A 17,358-nucleotide genomic window follows, 5' to 3' on the forward strand; every position below is an offset into this window, starting at 1 on the left:
TCCGGCTCAGTAGTACCCGCTCGTACGGACTTCCGATTTCTCGAAGCGCGTGGCCGAGAATGCACCGAGCTTGTTCTTGTCGAGCGCGCCGGCCGCTACCATCGGCGCGATTTCGAAAGCGTGATTGGAGGCGAGCGTCACACCGGAGTGGCAGCAGGTGACGAATGCGCCAGGGCATGACTCGGACTGGTCATAGATCGGGAATCCATCCTTGGGCATCACGCGGATGCCTGACCAGGAACGCACCACGTTCAAACGGCCGAGCATCGGAAACATGCGCTGCGCCCGGTCGGCCATGACGGAACTGATCGGCAGATTCAAGACAGTATCGTCCAGCATATCTTCTTTGCTGTCGCCGATCATGACTGTGCCCTCGTCTGTCTGCCGGACCGTCGTCAGGGGATGCGGCAGGAAGGGCATGGTGCGTTCGGTGACAACAATCTGTCCGCGCGTGGGTCCCATCGGGGCCTTGAGGCCTACCATCGGGGCAAGCGTCTGGTTCGCATTGCCGGCGGCAAGAACGATCTTCCCGGCCCGGATCTCGCCCTTCGGGCTGATGAGACGAAATTCCCCTTGGACATGCTTGATGTCGGAGACGGGGTGTTCCGGCCGGTAGTCGACACCAAACTTCGCCAATCCCGTATGCAGTGCCCGGAATGTGCGCAGCGAGTTCACATGGCCATCGTAGGGACAGAAGCTTCCCCCCGAAACCTCGGGACCGATGTGGGGCAGCATCCTTGCAACCTGCTCTCGGCCGAGAATTTCCATTTTGTAGTCAACAGCGCCAGGTTGGTTGTGCAGGCGCTTCAGCAGCAGCGAGCGTTGCTCGAGTTCCTCCTCGCCGAGCGCGAGATGAAAACCGCCATTGCGCTGGAAGCAGACGTCGAGACCGGTCTGCTCGAGCAGCTCGGCCGCAAGCTTCGGCCATGTGTCCGAAGCCTGCATGGTCCAGCTGGTATAGGCCGGCATCCCCAGCCCCTTGCTCTGCACCCAGACCAAGGCGAAGTTCGCTCGCGAGGCCCGCTTGGCGATGTCTCCTTCGTCGAGCACGCATACGCGCTGGCCGACACGGCCGAGACCCCACGCGATGGCTGAGCCGAGGAGGCCTCCGCCCACGACGGCGACGTCATAACTGTTGCGCATTGGGATATTTCCTTACCGCCCCCGGTCGCTGTGTCCGGCAAGCACCCGCTCAAGGCCGTAGAACCGATCGAGCAGAATGAGCGCAAGCATCGTGATCACGATTACGCTTGCCGAAACCGAAGTGACTAGCGGGTCAATGTTGTCCTGGATATAGAGGAACATGCGCACCGGCAGCGTCTCGATGCCCGGTGCTGCGAGGAACACGGTCATGGTGACCTCATCGAACGACTGAATGAAGGCAAGCGCCCAGCCACTCACCACGCCAGGGAGAATAAGCGGGAGTGTCACCCTGCGGAACAGCGTCCAGTTGCTGGCGCCAAGAGATACAGCCGCCATTTCGACCGAGCGATCCATGCCGGTTGCGGCCGCCAGTGTCAGTCGCAGAGCAAATGGAAACACCACGACGACGTGTGCAATGAGGAGTGCGATGAAGGTGCCGCTGAGCCCTGCCTGCGTGAAGAAACGCAGGAACGCGATGCCAAGCACCACATGCGGGATCATCAGCGGGGACAGGAACAGCGCCGACAATGCCTCGCGGCCACGAAACTGGTGACGTGCGATCGCGAGGGCTGCGGGCACCGCGAACAGAAGCGCGACCACAGAGGAAACCGCGCCAATCCACAAGCTGACCCAGAATGCGTTGATGAATTCAGGATAGTCGGCGATCGTGCGGAACCACCGGAGCGAGAACCCATTTGTGGGCAGCGAGAGGTAACCCTCAGGCGTGAAGGCAACCAGGCAGACCACAAGGATCGGCGCAACCATGAAGATCACGAAGAACGTGTGGAAGATGAGAGCGATGGATCCATTGCGGCTCATCTGAACACCTCCGAATAGCGCCGCTCGATGATGGCGTTGCTGCCAACGATGATAAGCACAAGCGCGACGAGCAGCAGCACGGCAACAGCTGCGCCAAGCGGCCAGTTGAGCGTGTTGAGGAACTCGTCGTAGGCAAGCGTGGCGGCAACCTTGAGGCGTCGTCCGCCAATGATCGAAGGAGTTGCGAACGCACTCGCGGAAAGGGCAAACACGATGATCCCCCCGGACAGAACGCCCGGCATGATTTGAGGCAGGATGATCCGACGCATGATTGTCATCTGTCCGGCACCAAGCGAAAGCGCTGCATTCTCGATCTGGGGATCGACCCGCTGCAACGCCGCCCATACTGACAGCACCATGAAAGGCATCATCACGTGGGCGAGTGCAATGACGACGCCCGCTTCCGTGAACATGAAAGGAATGGGGCCGTCGATCACGCCGACTGCCATCAGTGCCTTGTTCACAAGTCCGCTGTTGCCGCCGAAAAGCAGGGCCCACCCAAGCGTGCGTGCAACGACCGAAATGAGGAGCGGCCCGAGGATGATGAGCAGGAAGAAGCCCTTCCAGGGCGCCCGCATACGGTTGAGGATGTAAGCTTCCGGCGCGCCGAAAAGCGCGGCGATGAGTGTCGCCAGACCGGCAATCCGAAATGTCCGGGCGAACATCTCGTAGAAGTACGGATCCGACCAGATCTCATGCCAGTTCTTAAGTGTGATGACAAACTCAATTCCTGTGTACTGCCCCCAGTTATGAAAGGAGAGCAGAACCGTCATCGCGAGAGGCACAATAACAACGGCAACAAAGAGGATCAGAGCTGGAAGCAGCAACGGCCAGGGCGCGCGCGCGCCGGAACGCTCCTGCTTTCCAGGCGCTGGGACGGCTGATTCCTGCGCCGCCGTTACAGAGGCGGAGGTGCTCATGACGCCCCTCCCACCGAACGAATTCCCATATCCTCGGCGCGCCAGACGAGGCAAACGTTCTCACCTTCGGCGGGCTGCGCCTCGCCTGTATTCTGGCGCACGACGATCGCCGGGCCGCATTCGGTTTCGCACTGGAACAGCCAATGGTTTCCCTGAAAGATGCGGTTCGTGATTCGGGCCTTGACGCCATTGCCAGAGCCGCTGTCGAAACCGACCTTTTCCGGCCGGACCGTGATGGTCACTGGACCGGAAGGTCCGACCGGGGCAGGCCATTGGCAGGAGCCTGCAACGAGGAGCGCCTCCCCTGCCCGGCGGATGACCTCGCCCTGAAACTCGTTGGTCTTTCCGAGAAAATGAGAGACAAAGGGCGACGCAGGCCTTTCATAGGTCTCATGCGGAGTGCCGATCTGTTCGATCCGGCCTTTGCTCATCACGACGATACGATCCGAGAGCGCCATGGCCTCTGTCTGATCATGCGTCACCAGAACAGTTGTGGTGCCGATGTTACGTTGGATCTGCCGAAGCTCGATCTGCATATCCTCGCGCAGCTTCGCATCGAGGTTGGAGAGCGGTTCGTCCAGCAGGAGCACATCAGGCTTGATGACAAGCGCACGCGCGAGCGCGACACGCTGCTGCTGTCCGCCCGACATCCGGCGTGGGTACCGATCGGCATAGCCGTCGAGACCGACCATGGCCAGCGCTTCGCGCACGCGCACGTCACGCTCGGCGCGCGGCACACCCCGCATCTCCAGCCCGAAGGCGATGTTCTCCGCAGCCGTCATGTGGGGGAACAGCGCGTAGCTCTGAAACACAATGCCAAGGCCGCGCTTTGCCGGTTTCACACTGGTAAGGTCGCGTCCGTTCAGGCAGATGGAGCCAGCAGTTGGATCCATGAAACCGGCAATCATCTGCAGCGTCGTGGTCTTGCCGCAACCTGAAGGTCCAAGTAGCGAGATGAACTCACCCTTGGCGACGGATAGGCTCATGTCTTCGACGGCTACGTGCTCGCCGAAACGCTTGCCGACACGGTTCAGTTCGAGAAAGGACATGCGCTCAGTCAGTTCCTCTGGAGCTATAAGGATGTCCGACCCCGACTTCAAACCGGGGCCGGAAGCCAAGTCAGGGCGCAGTGCGGATCAGCGCTCGACTTCGCGGTTCCATCGCTTCGTCCACTCTTCTCGCTGAGGATTGATGGCCGCCCAATCCGGATTGTAGAGTTTTGCGGCTCGCTCGCCGACCGGCGCCATCTTTCCGAGTTCAGCCGGGACCTCGACATTCTTGTTGACCGGGCCGTAGCCATAGTCCTTGAGCAAGGTGAGCTGGATCTTCGGCTCAAGCATCGCTTTCACGAATTCGGAAGCAAGCGCGGATGCATCGGCCTTCTCGATCGGACAGGCTGAAGCCAGCAGCGACACCGCACCTTCTTTGGGATAAACGAAATCGACCGGGAAGCCGGTATTCGCGAATGACTGCACGCGTCCCGTACCCCATACGGCAAGAGCGGCCTGACCCGACTGGAAGAGCTCCGTCATCTTACCCGGCGATGGCTCATACGCGAGTACGTTCGGGTTCACCTCTTTCTTCATAACCTCGAAACCAGGCTCGATGTTCTTTTCGCCGCCACCATTCAGCTTCGCGAACATAAGCAGCGTATAGAGACCGTAGGTGTTGTTGATCGGCGGAATGACGATCAAACCCTTATACTTCGGATCTTTTAAATCATTCCACGAGGTCGGTGCAGCCCAGCCCTTCTCCTCAAAGTATTGCTTATTGTACATCAAACCGGTCCCAACGAGACCGATCGCGACAGCGCGGTCATCCTTGAACCTTGCGGCCTCGTACAGATCAGCTGCCGGGAGCTCTTTGATCTTTCCGCAGAAGCCAAGCTCGATCGCCTGATACATTGGGCCATCGTCGACGATCGCGACATCGATCTGCTGGTTGCCTTTCTGCGCCTGCAGCTTGGCCAGTGTATCAGTCGAGTTGCCGGCGACGTACTCAACTTTGACGTTGTGCTTCTTCTCGAAGTCGGGGATGACCTCATCGCGCATGGTCTTCTCGAAAGACCCGCCATATCCCGCTACGTACAATGTCTTCTGCTGTGCAGATGCCGAGGCTACTGATGCAACAAGTGCCACCAGGCTGACGGCAGTAAACAAGCCGGAAATCTTCATGTTGTTAAGTCCCTCTTCTTTTGATCGCCAGTTAACCGACGATGAGATCCCTCTTATCGATCCGCCGACGGCCGCGACGGTAACCAACGATCCCAACTCGCATCTTGATCGTCAAATGCATAATGGCATTATGTTCATGTCTGAATGTTATGTAAGGAAGAAGGATGCCGGGCATCAATTTGAGACAGGTCGAAGCATTCCGAGCCGTCATGTTGTCCGGCAGCGTGACCGCGGCTGCAGGAATGATGGGGATTACCCAGCCTGCTGTGAGCCGCCTGCTGCGGGATCTCCAGATCCTGCTGAAAATGCCGCTGTTCGAAAAGCGGGGGACCGGCCTCGTGCCCACAGCCGCGGCTACCGCGCTCTATATGGAAGTGGAGCGCTCGTTCTCCGGTCTCGACCGCATTGCGGCAGCCGCGGAGGAGATCCGCACGCGGCGAACCGGGATACTGCGCGTTGCTGCCCTGCCGGCGCTGGCAAACGGCTTCTTGCCACGCTTCGCCGGCCATTTCCTCCTCGATCGCCCTAGCCTCAATTTTGCACTGTTCGGCGTAATCTCGCCGCTCGTCGTCGATTGGGTGCTCAACCTGCAGTGCGACGTCGGCTTCGCAGAAGTGCCGCTCGCACACGCTGGCCTCCCGACAATCCGCATGCCCGCGCTGCCACGCGTCGCCATCTTGCCTGAAGGCCATCCTCTGTGCGCTAAGCACGTGTTGCGTCCGCGAGACTTCGAAGGCGAGACATTCATCTCCCTGACACCCGGCAGTGCCAGCAGGTACCTGATTGATACCGTATTCACCAAACATGGGGTGTCTCGGGATTTGCGAGTGGAGACGACCCTGTCAGAAATAATGTGCGGGATGGTCTCATCCGGCTTCGGAGTCTCCATCTGTGATCCGTTCACGGCAGCGGAATTCAGCACGCGAGGTGTCGTCTCCCGCCCCTTTCTCCCTCGCATCGACTTTGAGTTCGCTGCGGTTCTCCCGCCGCAGCGTAGGCCATCCCCTATTGCCGAGAGCTTCGTCGAGGCGTTCGCCGAACACGTGCAGAACACCGCCGCATCCTCCCGTCCGACCAACGGAGCTTACGTGCCCAAGAAGCGTAGATCTCGCTCGTAGAGCCAGCGTCAGAGCTTTGTCCCGAGGACTGGTAACGCTAAGCACCGTCCGGCAGCAGAATGGGGATGCGGTCGATCTCTTATTGCAATTCCCGGTTTTTGGGACTGGAACAAGATCTGCCCCACGCATTGGAGTGGATGGCTCCAGCTCTCGACGGTGCCAAGATGAGCACCGTGTGTGGATGGGCCTGACCGGACAGGTGGGGTCATGCCTCCGGCCTTTGAACTCGGAGGTTCCTGACCGCCTGCCCTTCTCTAGAGCGCATTCCTCGCGATCTCGTGCTTCTCTCCGGGATTGCCATTCGGCTTATCACCCTGGGCCAAGATGGATCCGTGCCCTTCCCTATGTCCCTCCGCGTGAATCCCGGCACAATGTGCGCGATGCCCGTGACCGCACCGGAACACTTGTGATCCACGATGAAATTCCCGCAGGCCTCGGTAAGACGGAACGCATGCTCTCTTGTGAACATTTCGTCTCGGTGCAACACCGGACATACTGATCCTTGGAAAGGAGCTCGGCGGCGGCATCCTGCCGATTGCGGCAACAATCTGCAGACCAGAGCTTGATGTTGGAGGCGCGTGGTCCTTCGGGCACTACACTCATGAACGGCGGCGCTGCTCGCTCTTCCTCTTAGGAGGTAGAGCACCGTCGAAGGAGCTATAGCGGCTTCCAGGTGCAGGGGCCGCTCAGGCGACGTTGTGTGCTGGCGTCGCGCCGAGCGTGGCGCCGTCCGGGAATCCGACACCGGCGATCACCTTCGGCAACTGGTTTTCACCCTCCAGCCGGCGCCCGGTTTCGAAGCCGCCGTGATGCGCTCGAACACCCTCGGCCGGGCGGAAGGTGGCGACACCGCTCCCTTGGTGCGCACGGTCCGATGCCGCAGGTTTGCGAACACATTGGAGATCGGGTTCCTGGCTCGCGGCTGGATCCAGTGCTCAGCGGGCCGGTCGAAGACGGCCGGCATCAGGGCGCATTCGGCTTGATCTTCCATCCGGGCCGGCCAACGCTCGCCCTCGCCCAGCCATTCGCCGGTCAGCCGGGAGATCACCGGAGGCGAGAGGTTGGGAGCGCCTCCCGGAAGTCGCCGGTGAGAGCCTGCACAGGCAGGGGATCGACAGCAGCAGTGACGGGGACCGCTCCGATGCCGATCCGGATCGCCCGTGCCGGCCCAGGCGCCCGCGGTCCTCCGGCACCCTCGGCTTCGACCGCGATGGCTCGGGCCAGGAGCTTGCGGGCACGAGCGCACAGGATGCCAGTCAGGGAATCGGCCATCGTGTCGGGCTGACGAGCTGAAAGTTGCGCCCGCGACATTGGACGCCAAGCTGGTTCAGAGAGTAATCACATGGTCCGGTGGGTTTCCTGCCAAGGCCCCATACAGCTGCGGGAAGCAGCCTGCAACAACGCCCTTGACCAGCCCCTTCGCGGTGACCGTACCTGTCCCACAGCTCTCAGGAGCCCCTTCGGCCAAGTTGCGGCGGAGCGCACATTGGTCGCAGACCATGAGAAGAATGCCCTTTTCCTCGGCGATCTTTGCAAGCCTCTCTCCGACCGGATCGCCTTGGCGCAGGCTAAAGACGTTGTCGTCGAAGAACATCATCCCGACCACATCGGCACCATGATTACCCGCCTCAAGCTGCGGAAGGACCATGGTCCCAAGCTTGAAGGTTGCAGCATTGTTGGTGGCGAAAACGTAAGCGACCTTCACCGGGAACTCCTTCTCAGAAACGGAGGATTAACGCCAGCGCAGCAGACGTTTCTCGACCTTGCCAGCGGCGCCGAAAATCGCAAGCACAAATGCCATGATCAGGAACACCAGAGCCAGCATCAGTGCCGAGTTGTAAGTGCTTTGGGCAAAGGACAGCAAATAGCCAAGACCACGGCTTGCGCCAACGAACTCCCCAACTACGGCGCCGGTGAAGGCAAAACCAACGGCAACCTTCAGATTGCCCATGATCCATGCAGTCACAAAGGGAAGGTAGACCTCGCGTAGAATGGTCCAGCGCCCGCCCCCAAGAGTTCGCACGCGCTCAACCAACCGCCGGTCGACCTGCTTGATGCCCGTGTAAACAGTAAAGAACACGAGAACTGTCACCAGCACAAAAGCCAGCGCCACCTTCGAGCCCAGTCCGATGCCGAACCAGATGATGCAGAGCGGAGCGAGTACGACGCGCGGCACAGCATTGAGCATCATCATCACCGGCTCAAGCAACTCCGCCACAAACGGCACAAGAGCGGCCGCGGCTCCCAGGGCAACGCCGACCACAATACCGAGAACAAGCCCGCCAAGAGCGGCACCGAATGTCGCCTCGATATGCGACCAGATGGCTCCCTGGCTGAACAACTCAAACAGCGCCGCAGCTATGCGGCTCGGAGGCGGCGCATAAAGCGGGTTCAGCCAACCGGCCTGCCCGGCAGCCTCCCAAAGGGCCAGCACCACTGCCAAGGCAAAGAGCTGGCGCAGCCAAACGCGATCAAGAACTTTCATGCAGCGACTCCCAGCCGTCGGGGTCCATCGACCACTTCGGACAGGTCAGACCAAAGACGCTCATAGAGCGGGGCAAATGCCGGGTGGGACCGGGCCTTCACGAGATTCCGAGGCCGAGGAATCGGAATCGAGTAGTGGCTGGCGATGTGGGCTCTGGGGCCGTTCGACAGCAGGTAGACCACATCCGAGAGGGCAATTGCCTCTTCGAGATCGTGGGTCACGAGCAAAACGCCGATGCGCTCACCCTCGACAAGATCAACGACATCTTGCGTGACCCGAGCGCGAACGATGGCGTCAAGCGATGCGAAGGGTTCATCCATTAGGAGCAAGCGCGGGCGCAAGGCAAGGACCTGCGCCAGAGCCACACGTTTGCGCTGTCCTCCGCTCAGCTCTCGCGGGAAACGCCCACAAAGTCCTGTAAGCCCAAGCCGCTCAAGCCACACCTCTGCCTGCTCCAAGGCATGACGAGGATCGTCACCGCGGAGGCGGAGACCAAGTGCAACGTTCTCAAGCGCCGTTCGCCATGGCAGGAGAGCATCGTCTTGAAACAGGATGCCGATGTCCGTCTGCTTCAGCCCCGAGGTCTCGATCGTCCCCGCCGTGGTTTCTTGCAGGCCCATGATAGCGCGTAGCAGACTGCTTTTGCCGGAGCCGGATGGTCCAACAAGGCTGACAAACTGGCCTGCCTCGACAGACACACTTGCCCCTGCAAGAACGGGCACATTGCCGTATGAAAGAGTGATGTTGTTGGCACGCAGCATCAGCCGGCTCCGGCAATAGAGGTATCGAAAAGACCAGATGTGTTCGCATCGGGTGGGATAAGGCCCGCAGTCTTTAAACTTTCAGCAACGCGTGCAGAGGCGTTCAGGTCGATAGCCACCGTCGTCGGGTACAGAGATCCACGATAGCGCGCCAGGACCTGGCGCATCTCATCCAAGTTTGCGCCCGTGGTCAGCGCAGGCGGCAATGCCTTGACGAGTTCTTCCGGGGACATGCTCTGTAGACTTTGCAGAGCGGTTCGCAGAGCTCGCGCGAGCTTCTCCATCTCCGCCCGCCTCGCCTCGATTTCCCCGGCTCGCACAGCAACGCCCATGAACTCGTAGGGACCGCCAAGGAACTGCTCGGCGTCCTTGGTGTCCATGGCATTCACCAAAACGCGTCCGCCGGCTTTCTCGACCAGCGTCAGAGCCGGCTCCTGCACGAGTCCGGCATCAACCTGCCCCTGGCGCAGCGCCTCGAGAAGGTTCGGGCCGAGCGTCGCAAACTGCACCGTTGTAGGGTCAACATTCGCACGCTTGAGCAAGAAAAGCATCAAAGCATGGTCGGCATTGCCAAGAGCCGAGACGCCAATGGTCTTTCCGGCCAAGTCCTCAATCCGCTTGATCTCTTGCGCGTTGTCGGGTGCTGTCGCGACGGCAAACAGCGGCAGGCGGCCCGTGGTGGCGAAACGGCGGATGTCAGCGCCACGGACATAGGCTTGGAGTGCGACATCGAGCGATGTCGCAGCGTAATCGACAGCGGAGCCGACAAGGGCCTGCATCGCAGCGTTGCCCCCGCGGGTATAGACCAACTCCACATTGAGCTCCTCTTTCGCGAAGTGCCCGCCAGCGCGGGCCACCTCATAGGGAACAACACAAAGGAGCTGACTGCAGAAGGCCAGCTTGATCTGCTTGGACTGAGCGGACGCACTGCCGCCGCCAAGCGTAGCGAGTGCACCGGCAGCTGCCGCTACGCCCTTGATCAAGCCACGCCGGCTCACAGGAGGGGGAGCAGCAACGAGGGGCCCTTCAGGTTCGAAGGTAAATGGTTTGTCGCAGCAGCCCATGATCTGCTCCTCTAGTGAGTCACGGCCGGTAACGTCTCAAAACTTTCGGAGTTGCCGAACTCGGGACGCATTCCTCGCCCGATCAGCGTTGATCCAATCTGGTGGGCGCAGGAGAAAAAGTCAAATTTTGATGTGCAATTATCTTATTTCACATTCGATGTACGTATTTTCGTAGGAATTTGTTTCGCTTCCACATAACTGACAAAGGCGAGATCCCAAGACGGAGGAGTGAGCGATGAGGAATCGACCTCCTGCGTAGCCGGGACTCGCATCCGCAGACCCGCCTTGTCCATGAAGCCACGCTACGGTCAGAGTTCGGTGAAGCCACTGAAGCGCTCCTTCTCACACAAGATCGTGTCAACTCCGGCGCAGAGGAGTGCGAGGCCCGCTTCAAGGGCGAGAATTCAGGTTTCTTGTGTGCCCGCTTCTCCGACCCCGACCGGCGGCCAAGTGCTGGGTACCTGTTTGCTCGTCTCGCCGGAGCCGCCCCTGTGACGAACTCGGGCTACCTTGGCGGACGGATGGTCTATGAACACGGCATCGGCGCGGATCGTGGCTGTGAGGACGAGTGTGCGCCCGAGATGCCCGGCGACCACTTCGGACGGGCCGCACGAACTACGGCAGGCAACATCGGCCGGGCGATCCGGCACACTGCCCAGGACCTGGCGGAATGACAGATTGCCCCGGGGTTTCATGAGCATGCGTCCGCTCACCGGGAGCCGGTTGCAGGATAGGCTCCATTCCGGACGCCCCAACGCGACGGGACCCTGGCAGTGCCAGCGCGGTGCCAACTGGGGCGGCCGCGCCGCTGACCGTGCACCTGTTCGGCTCGGGGCCACACCGACCGGAGGCGCAATAGAGCCTACATCCGAGCAACGTTGATGTCCCGGCGTCCAAATTGGCTCGCGGTGGGGATCAGGAGGCCCACATGGATCTGACCCGGTTGCTGGCGGACGCGATCCACACAGCTGCGGCCGATGCCGTGATGGCGACGGACCGCGACAGGATCATCGGCGTGTGGAATCCGGGCACCGAGAGGACCATCGGCTGCCACTCGGAGCTCCGCTTGACCCATCACCGGTCCAACTCCCTCACGTCCTAGCGATGGTGCCTCCGATCGGACGGGCCTCTCCCTCATTGTCGCCGATCGCATCCTGAGGCTAACGTGATCGTCCCGCACGATCAACCGCGGTGCTGAGCGAGGATGGACAGCCCCCAACCCAGCGCGATCAGCACCCTCAAAGCATTGCAGAGCATGGACACAGGGCCTGGCAGAAGCGGTCCGGGTACAATGGGCGATCTCTGGCAGAGGCTGCCTTAGGCTGGCTGAGACGAGTGACCCGCAAAGCCTTACGTCCAGGGACGGATCAGTGCCGCGCGACCGACATTGCCATTGCAGCTCATGCCCTCAACCGCATGCTTGAGCTTGAACGCCCGAAATCCGTCCGCATCGCCTGGACTAAGCCATGGCATGGGAAACCGCAACAGGCGTGCTCTCCTGAAATCGGCAAGGTAGGACTTGTTGCGGTCTCCTCAGGGTAATGTGGCATCCTCCGATACAACTCTACTCTCCAAAACAGGCGAAGAGTGGGCCCGTACGGACAGCCCGGAGAGAGTTAGGCGGCTTTGACGCCCATGAGAAAGTTTCCAACCGCGTGACCCAGGCTGTCCGAATGCCGCGCAAGCTCCTGAGCTGCGCTCAGGACCTGAGACGCTGCTGAGCCCGTCGCGCCCGCACCAAGCCGGACGTCGCTGATGTTGTCAGTCACCTGATCGGTACCGCGTGCCGCCTCCTGAGTGTTGCGGGCGATCTCCGCCGTCGCAGCGCCCTGCTCTTCCATCGCCGCGGCAATCGAGGTCGAAATCTGCGACATCTCGCTGATTGTCTTGGCAATCTGCTGAATAGCCGGAACAGCCTGTGCTGTCGCCTGCTGGACCGAGGCAATCTGCTGCGAGATCTCCTCGGTAGCCTTGGCGGTCTGATTGGCCAGATCCTTCACCTCAGATGCGACAACCGCAAAGCCCTTACCAGCTTCGCCTGCGCGTGCGGCCTCAATGGTGGCATTGAGAGCAAGGAGGTTAGTCTGGCTGGCGATGTTGTTGATAAGAGCAACAACGTCCCCGATCCGCTCGGCCGTTGCCGCAAGCTGCCGGACGGTTGTATCCGTACGGCGTGCATCCTCCACGGCTCGCTCCGCAATGTGGGAAGACTGGATCACCTGTCCGGCGATCTCACGGATCGAGATGGAGAGTTCTTCAGTAGCCGCTGCAACGGTCTGCACGTTCGCTGAAGTCTGCTCGGCGGCAGAGGCCAAACTCACTGCCTGATTGTTGGTCTGGCTGGCGGTAGCCGACATGGACTGTGCCGTTGCCTCCATTTCTGTGGCGGCAGAAGCGAGACCTTGCGTCAGAGCCGAGATATCGGTTTCGAACTGCCTGGTCAAATGATCAAGCATCTGAACCCGGCGCATTTTGGTCTCGTTCTCCGCCTCCTGCTCAGCAGTCAGGCGGCGAGCCTCAATTGCATTGTCCTTGAAGACCTGAAGCGAGCGCGCCAACAGACCCACCTCATCCTTACGCTCGACACCTGTCACGTGGACCGTCAAATCGCCTTCGGCAAGTCTGCCCATTGCGCTGGCCATGGTTCCGAGCGGGCGAGTAACGCCATAGACGGTAATGGCACCCGCGAGGCCAAGAGCCGCTACAATGCCAAGTACCCCTGAAACGATCAAGATTTGCTGCGTGTCCTCCGCGAGACTAGCAGCGTCATCTTTAGCCTTTGCGAGCGCCTTCTTACTGACCTCGGCACGCTCTTCCAACAGCTTACGAACCTTGATGCGTGCATCGCGCCCCTCGCCATCTGAGATCGCCAGGGCAGCCTCATCCTCGTTCCTCGCCCCAAGCGCGACGCTTCTATCGATGATCTCGAAATAGGCCGCGACAGTTGATTTGACGTTGTTCGCCGCTGACTTGCGCTCCGGCGTATCAGCAAGAGCTAGCAGCCGATCAACACTTTTAAGAGCCAATTCCTTGTACTCGTTATAGAGTTCTGCAATTCGCCCGAACCGTGCCGGGTCGCTCAAAGCAAGCAGGTTCTTTTCCTGAGCCGTCGCTTCGTTGACCTCCGTGCCGATCTGAAGGGTAATGGCCAAGCGGGCGGCTTCACCATCGACGATCTCCTGCGTGTCGCGGGCCATCTCTCTAAGGCCCCAGATAGAAAGGACGATCAGGCCAATTGTGATGGCGATGAATATTGTGCCCGGAATAGCCAGTTTCGTGATGAGCCTTAGGTTGTTGAGAAATCGCATGGCCGTCTCTTTGAGCTGCCCGCATCGCCGCGGGGGGGGGCGCACGCCCCATGGCGCACGGATTCGGGATTCGAACAGCCGTATCAGCCGAAGCTTGCGTATGGCTTGCATTTGACTGTGCTATAGCTGTCAGGTTGCGAAACCTGCTCGGCAGGCAATACGACGTAGAGGGCCTGGGTCAAATCGGCTGCGATCGGCCACCGCAGCTCACGGATAGATCGAAGCTGAACGACAGCATCCAAGCTACTCCGAGTGGTGATGTCACGGTAATTTTTGCTCAGTGACGCCGGTCTGAGAGCGGCAGCATGTCCAATCCGTCAGCTACAAGCGCCACCGGCTCCCGCCCTAGATCATCCCTCATGGGGTTAGGTTGTATTTCAGGTTCCCTCTGAACCTCCGCCTTGTCGAGGCGAGGCGATGCTGCTCGGTCGTGGGATCGTCGCGTTGTACGAGACGGTTTGTCACCGAGGCGAGAAGCAAGGCTGGCCGAGCGACTAACAAACCACTCTCCGCCAAACCGAAGCAAGATCGGTTATCGTCGGCACATAGGCGGCGTCTGGCCTCTTGGCGAGCAGATCGGCTAGGGACTAGGCCGGCACACGCAGAGGACTAGGAAGCACGAGGCGGGGCGGCCTGGTCACCTTCCCCGTCACGGGGCGACTGCCAGCCCCGCACCAGGCCAGAGAACAGCCAGAGCGTCGCCCCCGCCGCAACTGCGGCCATCGCCCACCAGAGCGCGGTCGACAGCGCCGCGGCGTCGATCACCGGCCAGGGATGTTGCGTGAGCTCAGCGCCGCGCTCCGTCATCCAGTGCCAAGCCGTATGCGCCACCAGTGCTGACAGGAGAATCATGCCGATCCTTTCAGGCACCACATACCTGAACAGGAGATCAAGCGCCGGAACGGCCACCGCCAGCACAATCAGCTGGCCGACCTCCACACCGACATTAAACGCCAATAGCGAGGTGATCAGGTGGGAGCCGGCAAATTGCAGGCGTTCGCTCAGCAGGAACGAGAAGGCGAAACCATGCACGAGACCAAAGGCGAAGGCGACGAACCAGCGCCTCTCGGTGCTGGGGCCGACGATGTTCTCCAGCGCCATATAGAGGATCGAGACCGCAACAAGCGTCTCGATCAGTGGCGTGAACCACAAGGCGCTCGGCGCCAGGCCATAGGCTGAAGCAATCAGCGTGATCGAATGAGCGATCGTAAAGGCGGTCACCACGACGGCAAGTGGGCGGAAGCGTCGGAATGGGATGACCAAGGCGAGCAGGAAGAGAAGATGGTCGATGCCCTCCAGGATGTGGCGGAAGCCGTCCTCAGCGAAAAGCAGGAATGCCTGCAGCCAACTCGGATCGAGATGCACGATGCCGACATCGGCGTGAACGTCGAACACCCGCTCCGGGTTGCTAGGCGGCAGGAAGCGCATCATGACGTTGACCTGGAGCCCGAGACGGGTCAGTCCAGGCCGGATCGCGAAATCCGATCGGTCCGACTCGATCGCGTATTCATAGGCGACGTCCAGCAGACCCTGCTTCCAGTAGATCTCCGTGTCAGTCGGCAGCGGACCGCTCCGGGTGTGGGCCAGCGCCTGGTCGTAGCTCGCAAAGGAGCGGTCGGAGGCCAGCGACACCCGCGCACCGACAAGCTGCGGCTTCGCCAGCAAGGTGCCGTTCTCATAGATCTCGACGAAATCGCGGATCCAGATCTGGGCGGCGTGCTGCAGCGGCGCGTTGATCCGCGACAAATCCAGGAATCCGTTGGGCTTTAGCGGCACGTCCACGTCGCGCAGCGAATCCATCGGTACCCGCACCAGGAAGGTCAGTGTCTTGCCCTCCGGCTTCAGGAAGGCGAGAACCGTGACCTCGTTGGGCACCTCATGAGCCGCAGTGCGTACAGGCCCGCCGATCAACACGGCGGCTGCGATGATGAACGCAAAGACGATCCGGAAGGGCGCCATGATTCTCAATGGTTCTCGACAACAGAGTCCAGCTTGGCTACATTTCGATTCATTGACAAGAGCGGCGCCAAGCTGCCCGGCAAAGGGGCCGGGAGGAAACAGAATGAGACAGCTCTTCTGGAGTCGCAAGGCGTTTGTCGGCGTAAGTTTCCTGACGGTGATGGCAGCGCTCGGCGCGGGCCAACTCCTGTTGAGGAAGGCGATTGCGCAGAGCAAGGAGGCCCCGCGCTTCGAGGTCGACCCGTTCTGGCCAAAACCCATGCCCAACAATTGGGTGCTCGGCCAGACGATCGGCGTAGCGGTCGACTCGCGCGACCATATCTGGATCGTCCACCGTGGCTGGGATCCGGCCGCACTCGACAATACGGAACTGGCGGTTCCGATTTCCGGCAACCGCGCCGGGCAGCGTGTCGGAGAATGCTGCAATCCCTCACCACCGATCATGGAGTTCGATCAGGCGGGCAATCTGGTCAATGCGTGGGGCGGTCCCTCTCCGACTGGCGAATATGAGTGGCCGACATCGAACCACGGCATCGCGGTAGACGCGGACGGCTTCGTCTATATCGGCGGCAACGGCGCCGGCGATGCACACGTCCTGAAGTTCACCCGCGACGGCAAGTTCGTCGCCCAGTGGGGTCGGGCGAATGCCCGCCAGGTAAAGGCTGCGGCTATGGCCTCGGACCCGATGGCCGGATATGCTGGTGTGGCGCCGGGCGGTGGTGTTCCCGCCGCAGGAGCGGCGGCTCCTGCCGCCGCTCCTGCCACGCCAACCTATCAGGCCAACAGCCATGATCAGGAGAGTTTCGGCCGGGTCGCGAAGATCGACCTTGTTGAGGACGCTAACGAGGCCTACCTCTCGGACGGCTATCTCAACCACCGTGTAGCCGTGGTCGACATGGATACAGGTAAGATCAAGCGCTACTGGGGTGCATACGGCAAGCCGCCGACCGACGAGGTCCTGCCGCCCTACGATCCAGCGGCTCCAGTGGCCCAGCAGTTCCGGAATCCCGTCCACTGCTCCAATGTATCCAAGGACGGTTTCGTCTATGTCTGCGACCGCCCGAATGATCGTATCCAAATCTTCCGGACCGATGGGACCTTCGTCAAAGAAGTGTTCGTCGCCACGCAGACCCTGGCCGACGGCTCGGTGTGGGACATTGATTTCTCCCATGATCCCGAGCAGCGGTTCCTCTACGTCGCTGATGGCGTGAACGAGCATGTGCGCGTATTCAACCGCCAGACCATGGAGGAGCTCTACAATTTCGGCTATGGCGGCCGCCAGCCCGGCATGTTCCTCGGCGTGCACTCCATCGCTGTAGACTCCAAGGGGAACATCTACACAACTGAGACTTATACGGGTAAGCGCCTGCAGAAGTTCGTGAACAAGGGTATCGGTCCTGTCACAACGGTCAATGCAGCTATGCCTTGGCCGACGGCGCAGTAGGTCGACTCGAATTCGCTTCGGCGCCGGCTCCTGATCGGGGCCGGTGCTTGCACGATTGGTCTTTGCAGGTAGCTCCCTTGCACGATCTTGAGCGCTGACGTGGCGCCTTGGCTCTTGTCTCTGTCGGCCTCACTTCGGCGATGTTCGCGCGGCCGACCTCGAG

Annotated in this window: 16 protein-coding genes and 1 pseudogene; 4 read left to right on the forward strand and 13 right to left on the reverse strand. The window is 60.7% G+C overall.

Features of this window, described 5'->3' with window-relative positions:
* Positions 1-6: 6 nt before the first annotated feature.
* The 5 genes from GR328_RS12275 to GR328_RS12295 all read right to left on the reverse strand — a co-directional run bounded on the left by GR328_RS12275 (position 7) and on the right by GR328_RS12295 (position 5,056).
* Positions 7-1,143, reverse strand: coding sequence for an NAD(P)/FAD-dependent oxidoreductase (locus GR328_RS12275; protein ID WP_160884812.1), 1,137 nt, complete (start codon positions 1,141-1,143; stop codon positions 7-9).
* A gap of 12 nt (positions 1,144-1,155) precedes the next feature.
* Entirely contained in the window at positions 1,156-1,962 is an 807-nt protein-coding gene (locus GR328_RS12280; RefSeq protein WP_160884813.1) for an ABC transporter permease, read from the reverse strand.
* Positions 1,959-2,882 (reverse strand): ABC transporter permease, encoded by a 924-nt coding sequence (locus GR328_RS12285; protein WP_160884814.1) that lies wholly within the window; start codon positions 2,880-2,882, stop codon positions 1,959-1,961. Before GR328_RS12285 ends, GR328_RS12280 begins: the two co-directional genes overlap by 4 nt.
* Positions 2,879-3,931 carry an ABC transporter ATP-binding protein gene (locus GR328_RS12290; RefSeq protein ID WP_160884815.1) on the reverse strand — a complete coding sequence of 351 codons (1,053 nt, stop codon included), beginning with the start codon at positions 3,929-3,931 and terminating at the stop codon, positions 2,879-2,881. Before GR328_RS12290 ends, GR328_RS12285 begins: the two co-directional genes overlap by 4 nt.
* Positions 3,932-4,018: 87 nt before the next feature.
* Positions 4,019-5,056 (reverse strand): ABC transporter substrate-binding protein, encoded by a 1,038-nt coding sequence (locus tag GR328_RS12295; RefSeq protein ID WP_160884816.1) that lies wholly within the window; start codon positions 5,054-5,056, stop codon positions 4,019-4,021.
* Positions 5,057-5,220: 164 nt separating this feature from the next.
* Between GR328_RS12295 and GR328_RS12300 the strand changes: the two genes are divergently transcribed.
* Entirely contained in the window at positions 5,221-6,174 is a 954-nt protein-coding gene (locus GR328_RS12300; RefSeq protein WP_160884817.1) for a LysR substrate-binding domain-containing protein, read from the forward strand.
* 1,044 nt (positions 6,175-7,218) lie between these two features.
* Here the strand turns inward: GR328_RS12300 and GR328_RS27335 are convergent.
* The 5 genes from GR328_RS27335 to GR328_RS12325 are packed head-to-tail and all read right to left on the reverse strand — an operon-like array spanning position 7,219 to position 10,403.
* Positions 7,219-7,446, reverse strand: a complete 228-nt coding sequence (locus tag GR328_RS27335; RefSeq protein ID WP_246215835.1) for a hypothetical protein — start codon at positions 7,444-7,446, stop codon at positions 7,219-7,221.
* 55 nt (positions 7,447-7,501) lie between these two features.
* Positions 7,502-7,879, reverse strand: coding sequence for a SaoD/DsrE family protein (locus tag GR328_RS12310; RefSeq protein ID WP_160884818.1), 378 nt, complete (start codon positions 7,877-7,879; stop codon positions 7,502-7,504).
* Positions 7,880-7,906: 27 nt separating this feature from the next.
* The gene (locus GR328_RS12315; protein WP_160884819.1) at positions 7,907-8,659 is read right to left on the reverse strand and encodes an ABC transporter permease; all 753 of its coding nucleotides are present in this window, start codon (positions 8,657-8,659) and stop codon (positions 7,907-7,909) included.
* Positions 8,656-9,420, reverse strand: a complete 765-nt coding sequence (locus GR328_RS12320) for an ABC transporter ATP-binding protein (protein ID WP_160884820.1) — start codon at positions 9,418-9,420, stop codon at positions 8,656-8,658. The genes GR328_RS12315 and GR328_RS12320 overlap by 4 nt, the downstream gene beginning before the upstream one ends.
* Complete coding sequence (locus GR328_RS12325; protein WP_205789935.1) at positions 9,420-10,403, reverse strand: ABC transporter substrate-binding protein; 984 nt, start codon at positions 10,401-10,403, stop codon at positions 9,420-9,422. Before GR328_RS12325 ends, GR328_RS12320 begins: the two co-directional genes overlap by 1 nt.
* A 323-nt stretch (positions 10,404-10,726) precedes the next feature.
* On the opposite strand from GR328_RS12325, the pseudogene GR328_RS27340 reads away from it, so the two are divergent.
* Positions 10,727-10,921 (forward strand): annotated as a pseudogene (locus tag GR328_RS27340) (hypothetical protein); the annotation flags it as partial.
* On the opposite strand, the gene GR328_RS12330 reads toward GR328_RS27340, so the two are convergent.
* Positions 10,889-11,185 (reverse strand): hypothetical protein, encoded by a 297-nt coding sequence (locus GR328_RS12330; RefSeq protein WP_160884822.1) that lies wholly within the window; start codon positions 11,183-11,185, stop codon positions 10,889-10,891. The pseudogene GR328_RS27340 and the gene GR328_RS12330 overlap by 33 nt on opposite strands.
* Before the next feature lie 227 nt (positions 11,186-11,412).
* On the opposite strand from GR328_RS12330, the gene GR328_RS12335 reads away from it, so the two are divergent.
* Positions 11,413-11,586 (forward strand): hypothetical protein, encoded by a 174-nt coding sequence (locus tag GR328_RS12335; protein WP_160884823.1) that lies wholly within the window; start codon positions 11,413-11,415, stop codon positions 11,584-11,586.
* Positions 11,587-12,100: 514 nt separating this feature from the next.
* Here GR328_RS12335 and GR328_RS12340 read toward each other — a convergent pair.
* Both GR328_RS12340 and GR328_RS12345 read right to left on the reverse strand, forming a co-directional pair.
* Positions 12,101-13,792 (reverse strand): methyl-accepting chemotaxis protein, encoded by a 1,692-nt coding sequence (locus GR328_RS12340; protein ID WP_160884824.1) that lies wholly within the window; start codon positions 13,790-13,792, stop codon positions 12,101-12,103.
* Positions 13,793-14,401: 609 nt separating this feature from the next.
* Positions 14,402-15,751 carry a HupE/UreJ family protein gene (locus GR328_RS12345; protein WP_160884825.1) on the reverse strand — a complete coding sequence of 450 codons (1,350 nt, stop codon included), beginning with the start codon at positions 15,749-15,751 and terminating at the stop codon, positions 14,402-14,404.
* Between the two features lie 103 nt (positions 15,752-15,854).
* Between GR328_RS12345 and GR328_RS12350 the strand changes: the two genes are divergently transcribed.
* Positions 15,855-17,195 carry a beta-propeller fold lactonase family protein gene (locus GR328_RS12350; protein ID WP_160884826.1) on the forward strand — a complete coding sequence of 447 codons (1,341 nt, stop codon included), beginning with the start codon at positions 15,855-15,857 and terminating at the stop codon, positions 17,193-17,195.
* The last annotated feature ends 163 nt before the right edge of the window (positions 17,196-17,358 follow it).

Origin of the sequence: Microvirga makkahensis (assembly GCF_009830105.1) — a bacterium.
Taxonomy (GTDB): domain Bacteria; phylum Pseudomonadota; class Alphaproteobacteria; order Rhizobiales; family Beijerinckiaceae; genus Microvirga; species Microvirga makkahensis.

Coding starts and splice junctions, on each gene's coding strand:
- GR328_RS12300 (WP_160884817.1), top strand. CDS start 5,221: ATGCCGGGCATCAATTTGAGACAGGTCGAAGCATTCCGAGCCGTCATG.
- GR328_RS12335 (WP_160884823.1), top strand. CDS start 11,413: ATGGATCTGACCCGGTTGCTGGCGGACGCGATCCACACAGCTGCGGCC.
- GR328_RS12320 (WP_160884820.1), bottom strand. CDS start 9,420: ATGCTGCGTGCCAACAACATCACTCTTTCATACGGCAATGTGCCCGTT.
- GR328_RS12345 (WP_160884825.1), bottom strand. CDS start 15,751: ATGGCGCCCTTCCGGATCGTCTTTGCGTTCATCATCGCAGCCGCCGTG.
- GR328_RS12340 (WP_160884824.1), bottom strand. CDS start 13,792: ATGCGATTTCTCAACAACCTAAGGCTCATCACGAAACTGGCTATTCCG.
- GR328_RS12290 (WP_160884815.1), bottom strand. CDS start 3,931: ATGTCCTTTCTCGAACTGAACCGTGTCGGCAAGCGTTTCGGCGAGCAC.
- GR328_RS12315 (WP_160884819.1), bottom strand. CDS start 8,659: ATGAAAGTTCTTGATCGCGTTTGGCTGCGCCAGCTCTTTGCCTTGGCA.
- GR328_RS12330 (WP_160884822.1), bottom strand. CDS start 11,185: ATGCTCATGAAACCCCGGGGCAATCTGTCATTCCGCCAGGTCCTGGGC.
- GR328_RS12350 (WP_160884826.1), top strand. CDS start 15,855: ATGAGACAGCTCTTCTGGAGTCGCAAGGCGTTTGTCGGCGTAAGTTTC.
- GR328_RS12275 (WP_160884812.1), bottom strand. CDS start 1,143: ATGCGCAACAGTTATGACGTCGCCGTCGTGGGCGGAGGCCTCCTCGGC.
- GR328_RS12295 (WP_160884816.1), bottom strand. CDS start 5,056: ATGAAGATTTCCGGCTTGTTTACTGCCGTCAGCCTGGTGGCACTTGTT.
- GR328_RS12285 (WP_160884814.1), bottom strand. CDS start 2,882: ATGAGCACCTCCGCCTCTGTAACGGCGGCGCAGGAATCAGCCGTCCCA.
- GR328_RS12280 (WP_160884813.1), bottom strand. CDS start 1,962: ATGAGCCGCAATGGATCCATCGCTCTCATCTTCCACACGTTCTTCGTG.
- GR328_RS27335 (WP_246215835.1), bottom strand. CDS start 7,446: ATGGCCGATTCCCTGACTGGCATCCTGTGCGCTCGTGCCCGCAAGCTC.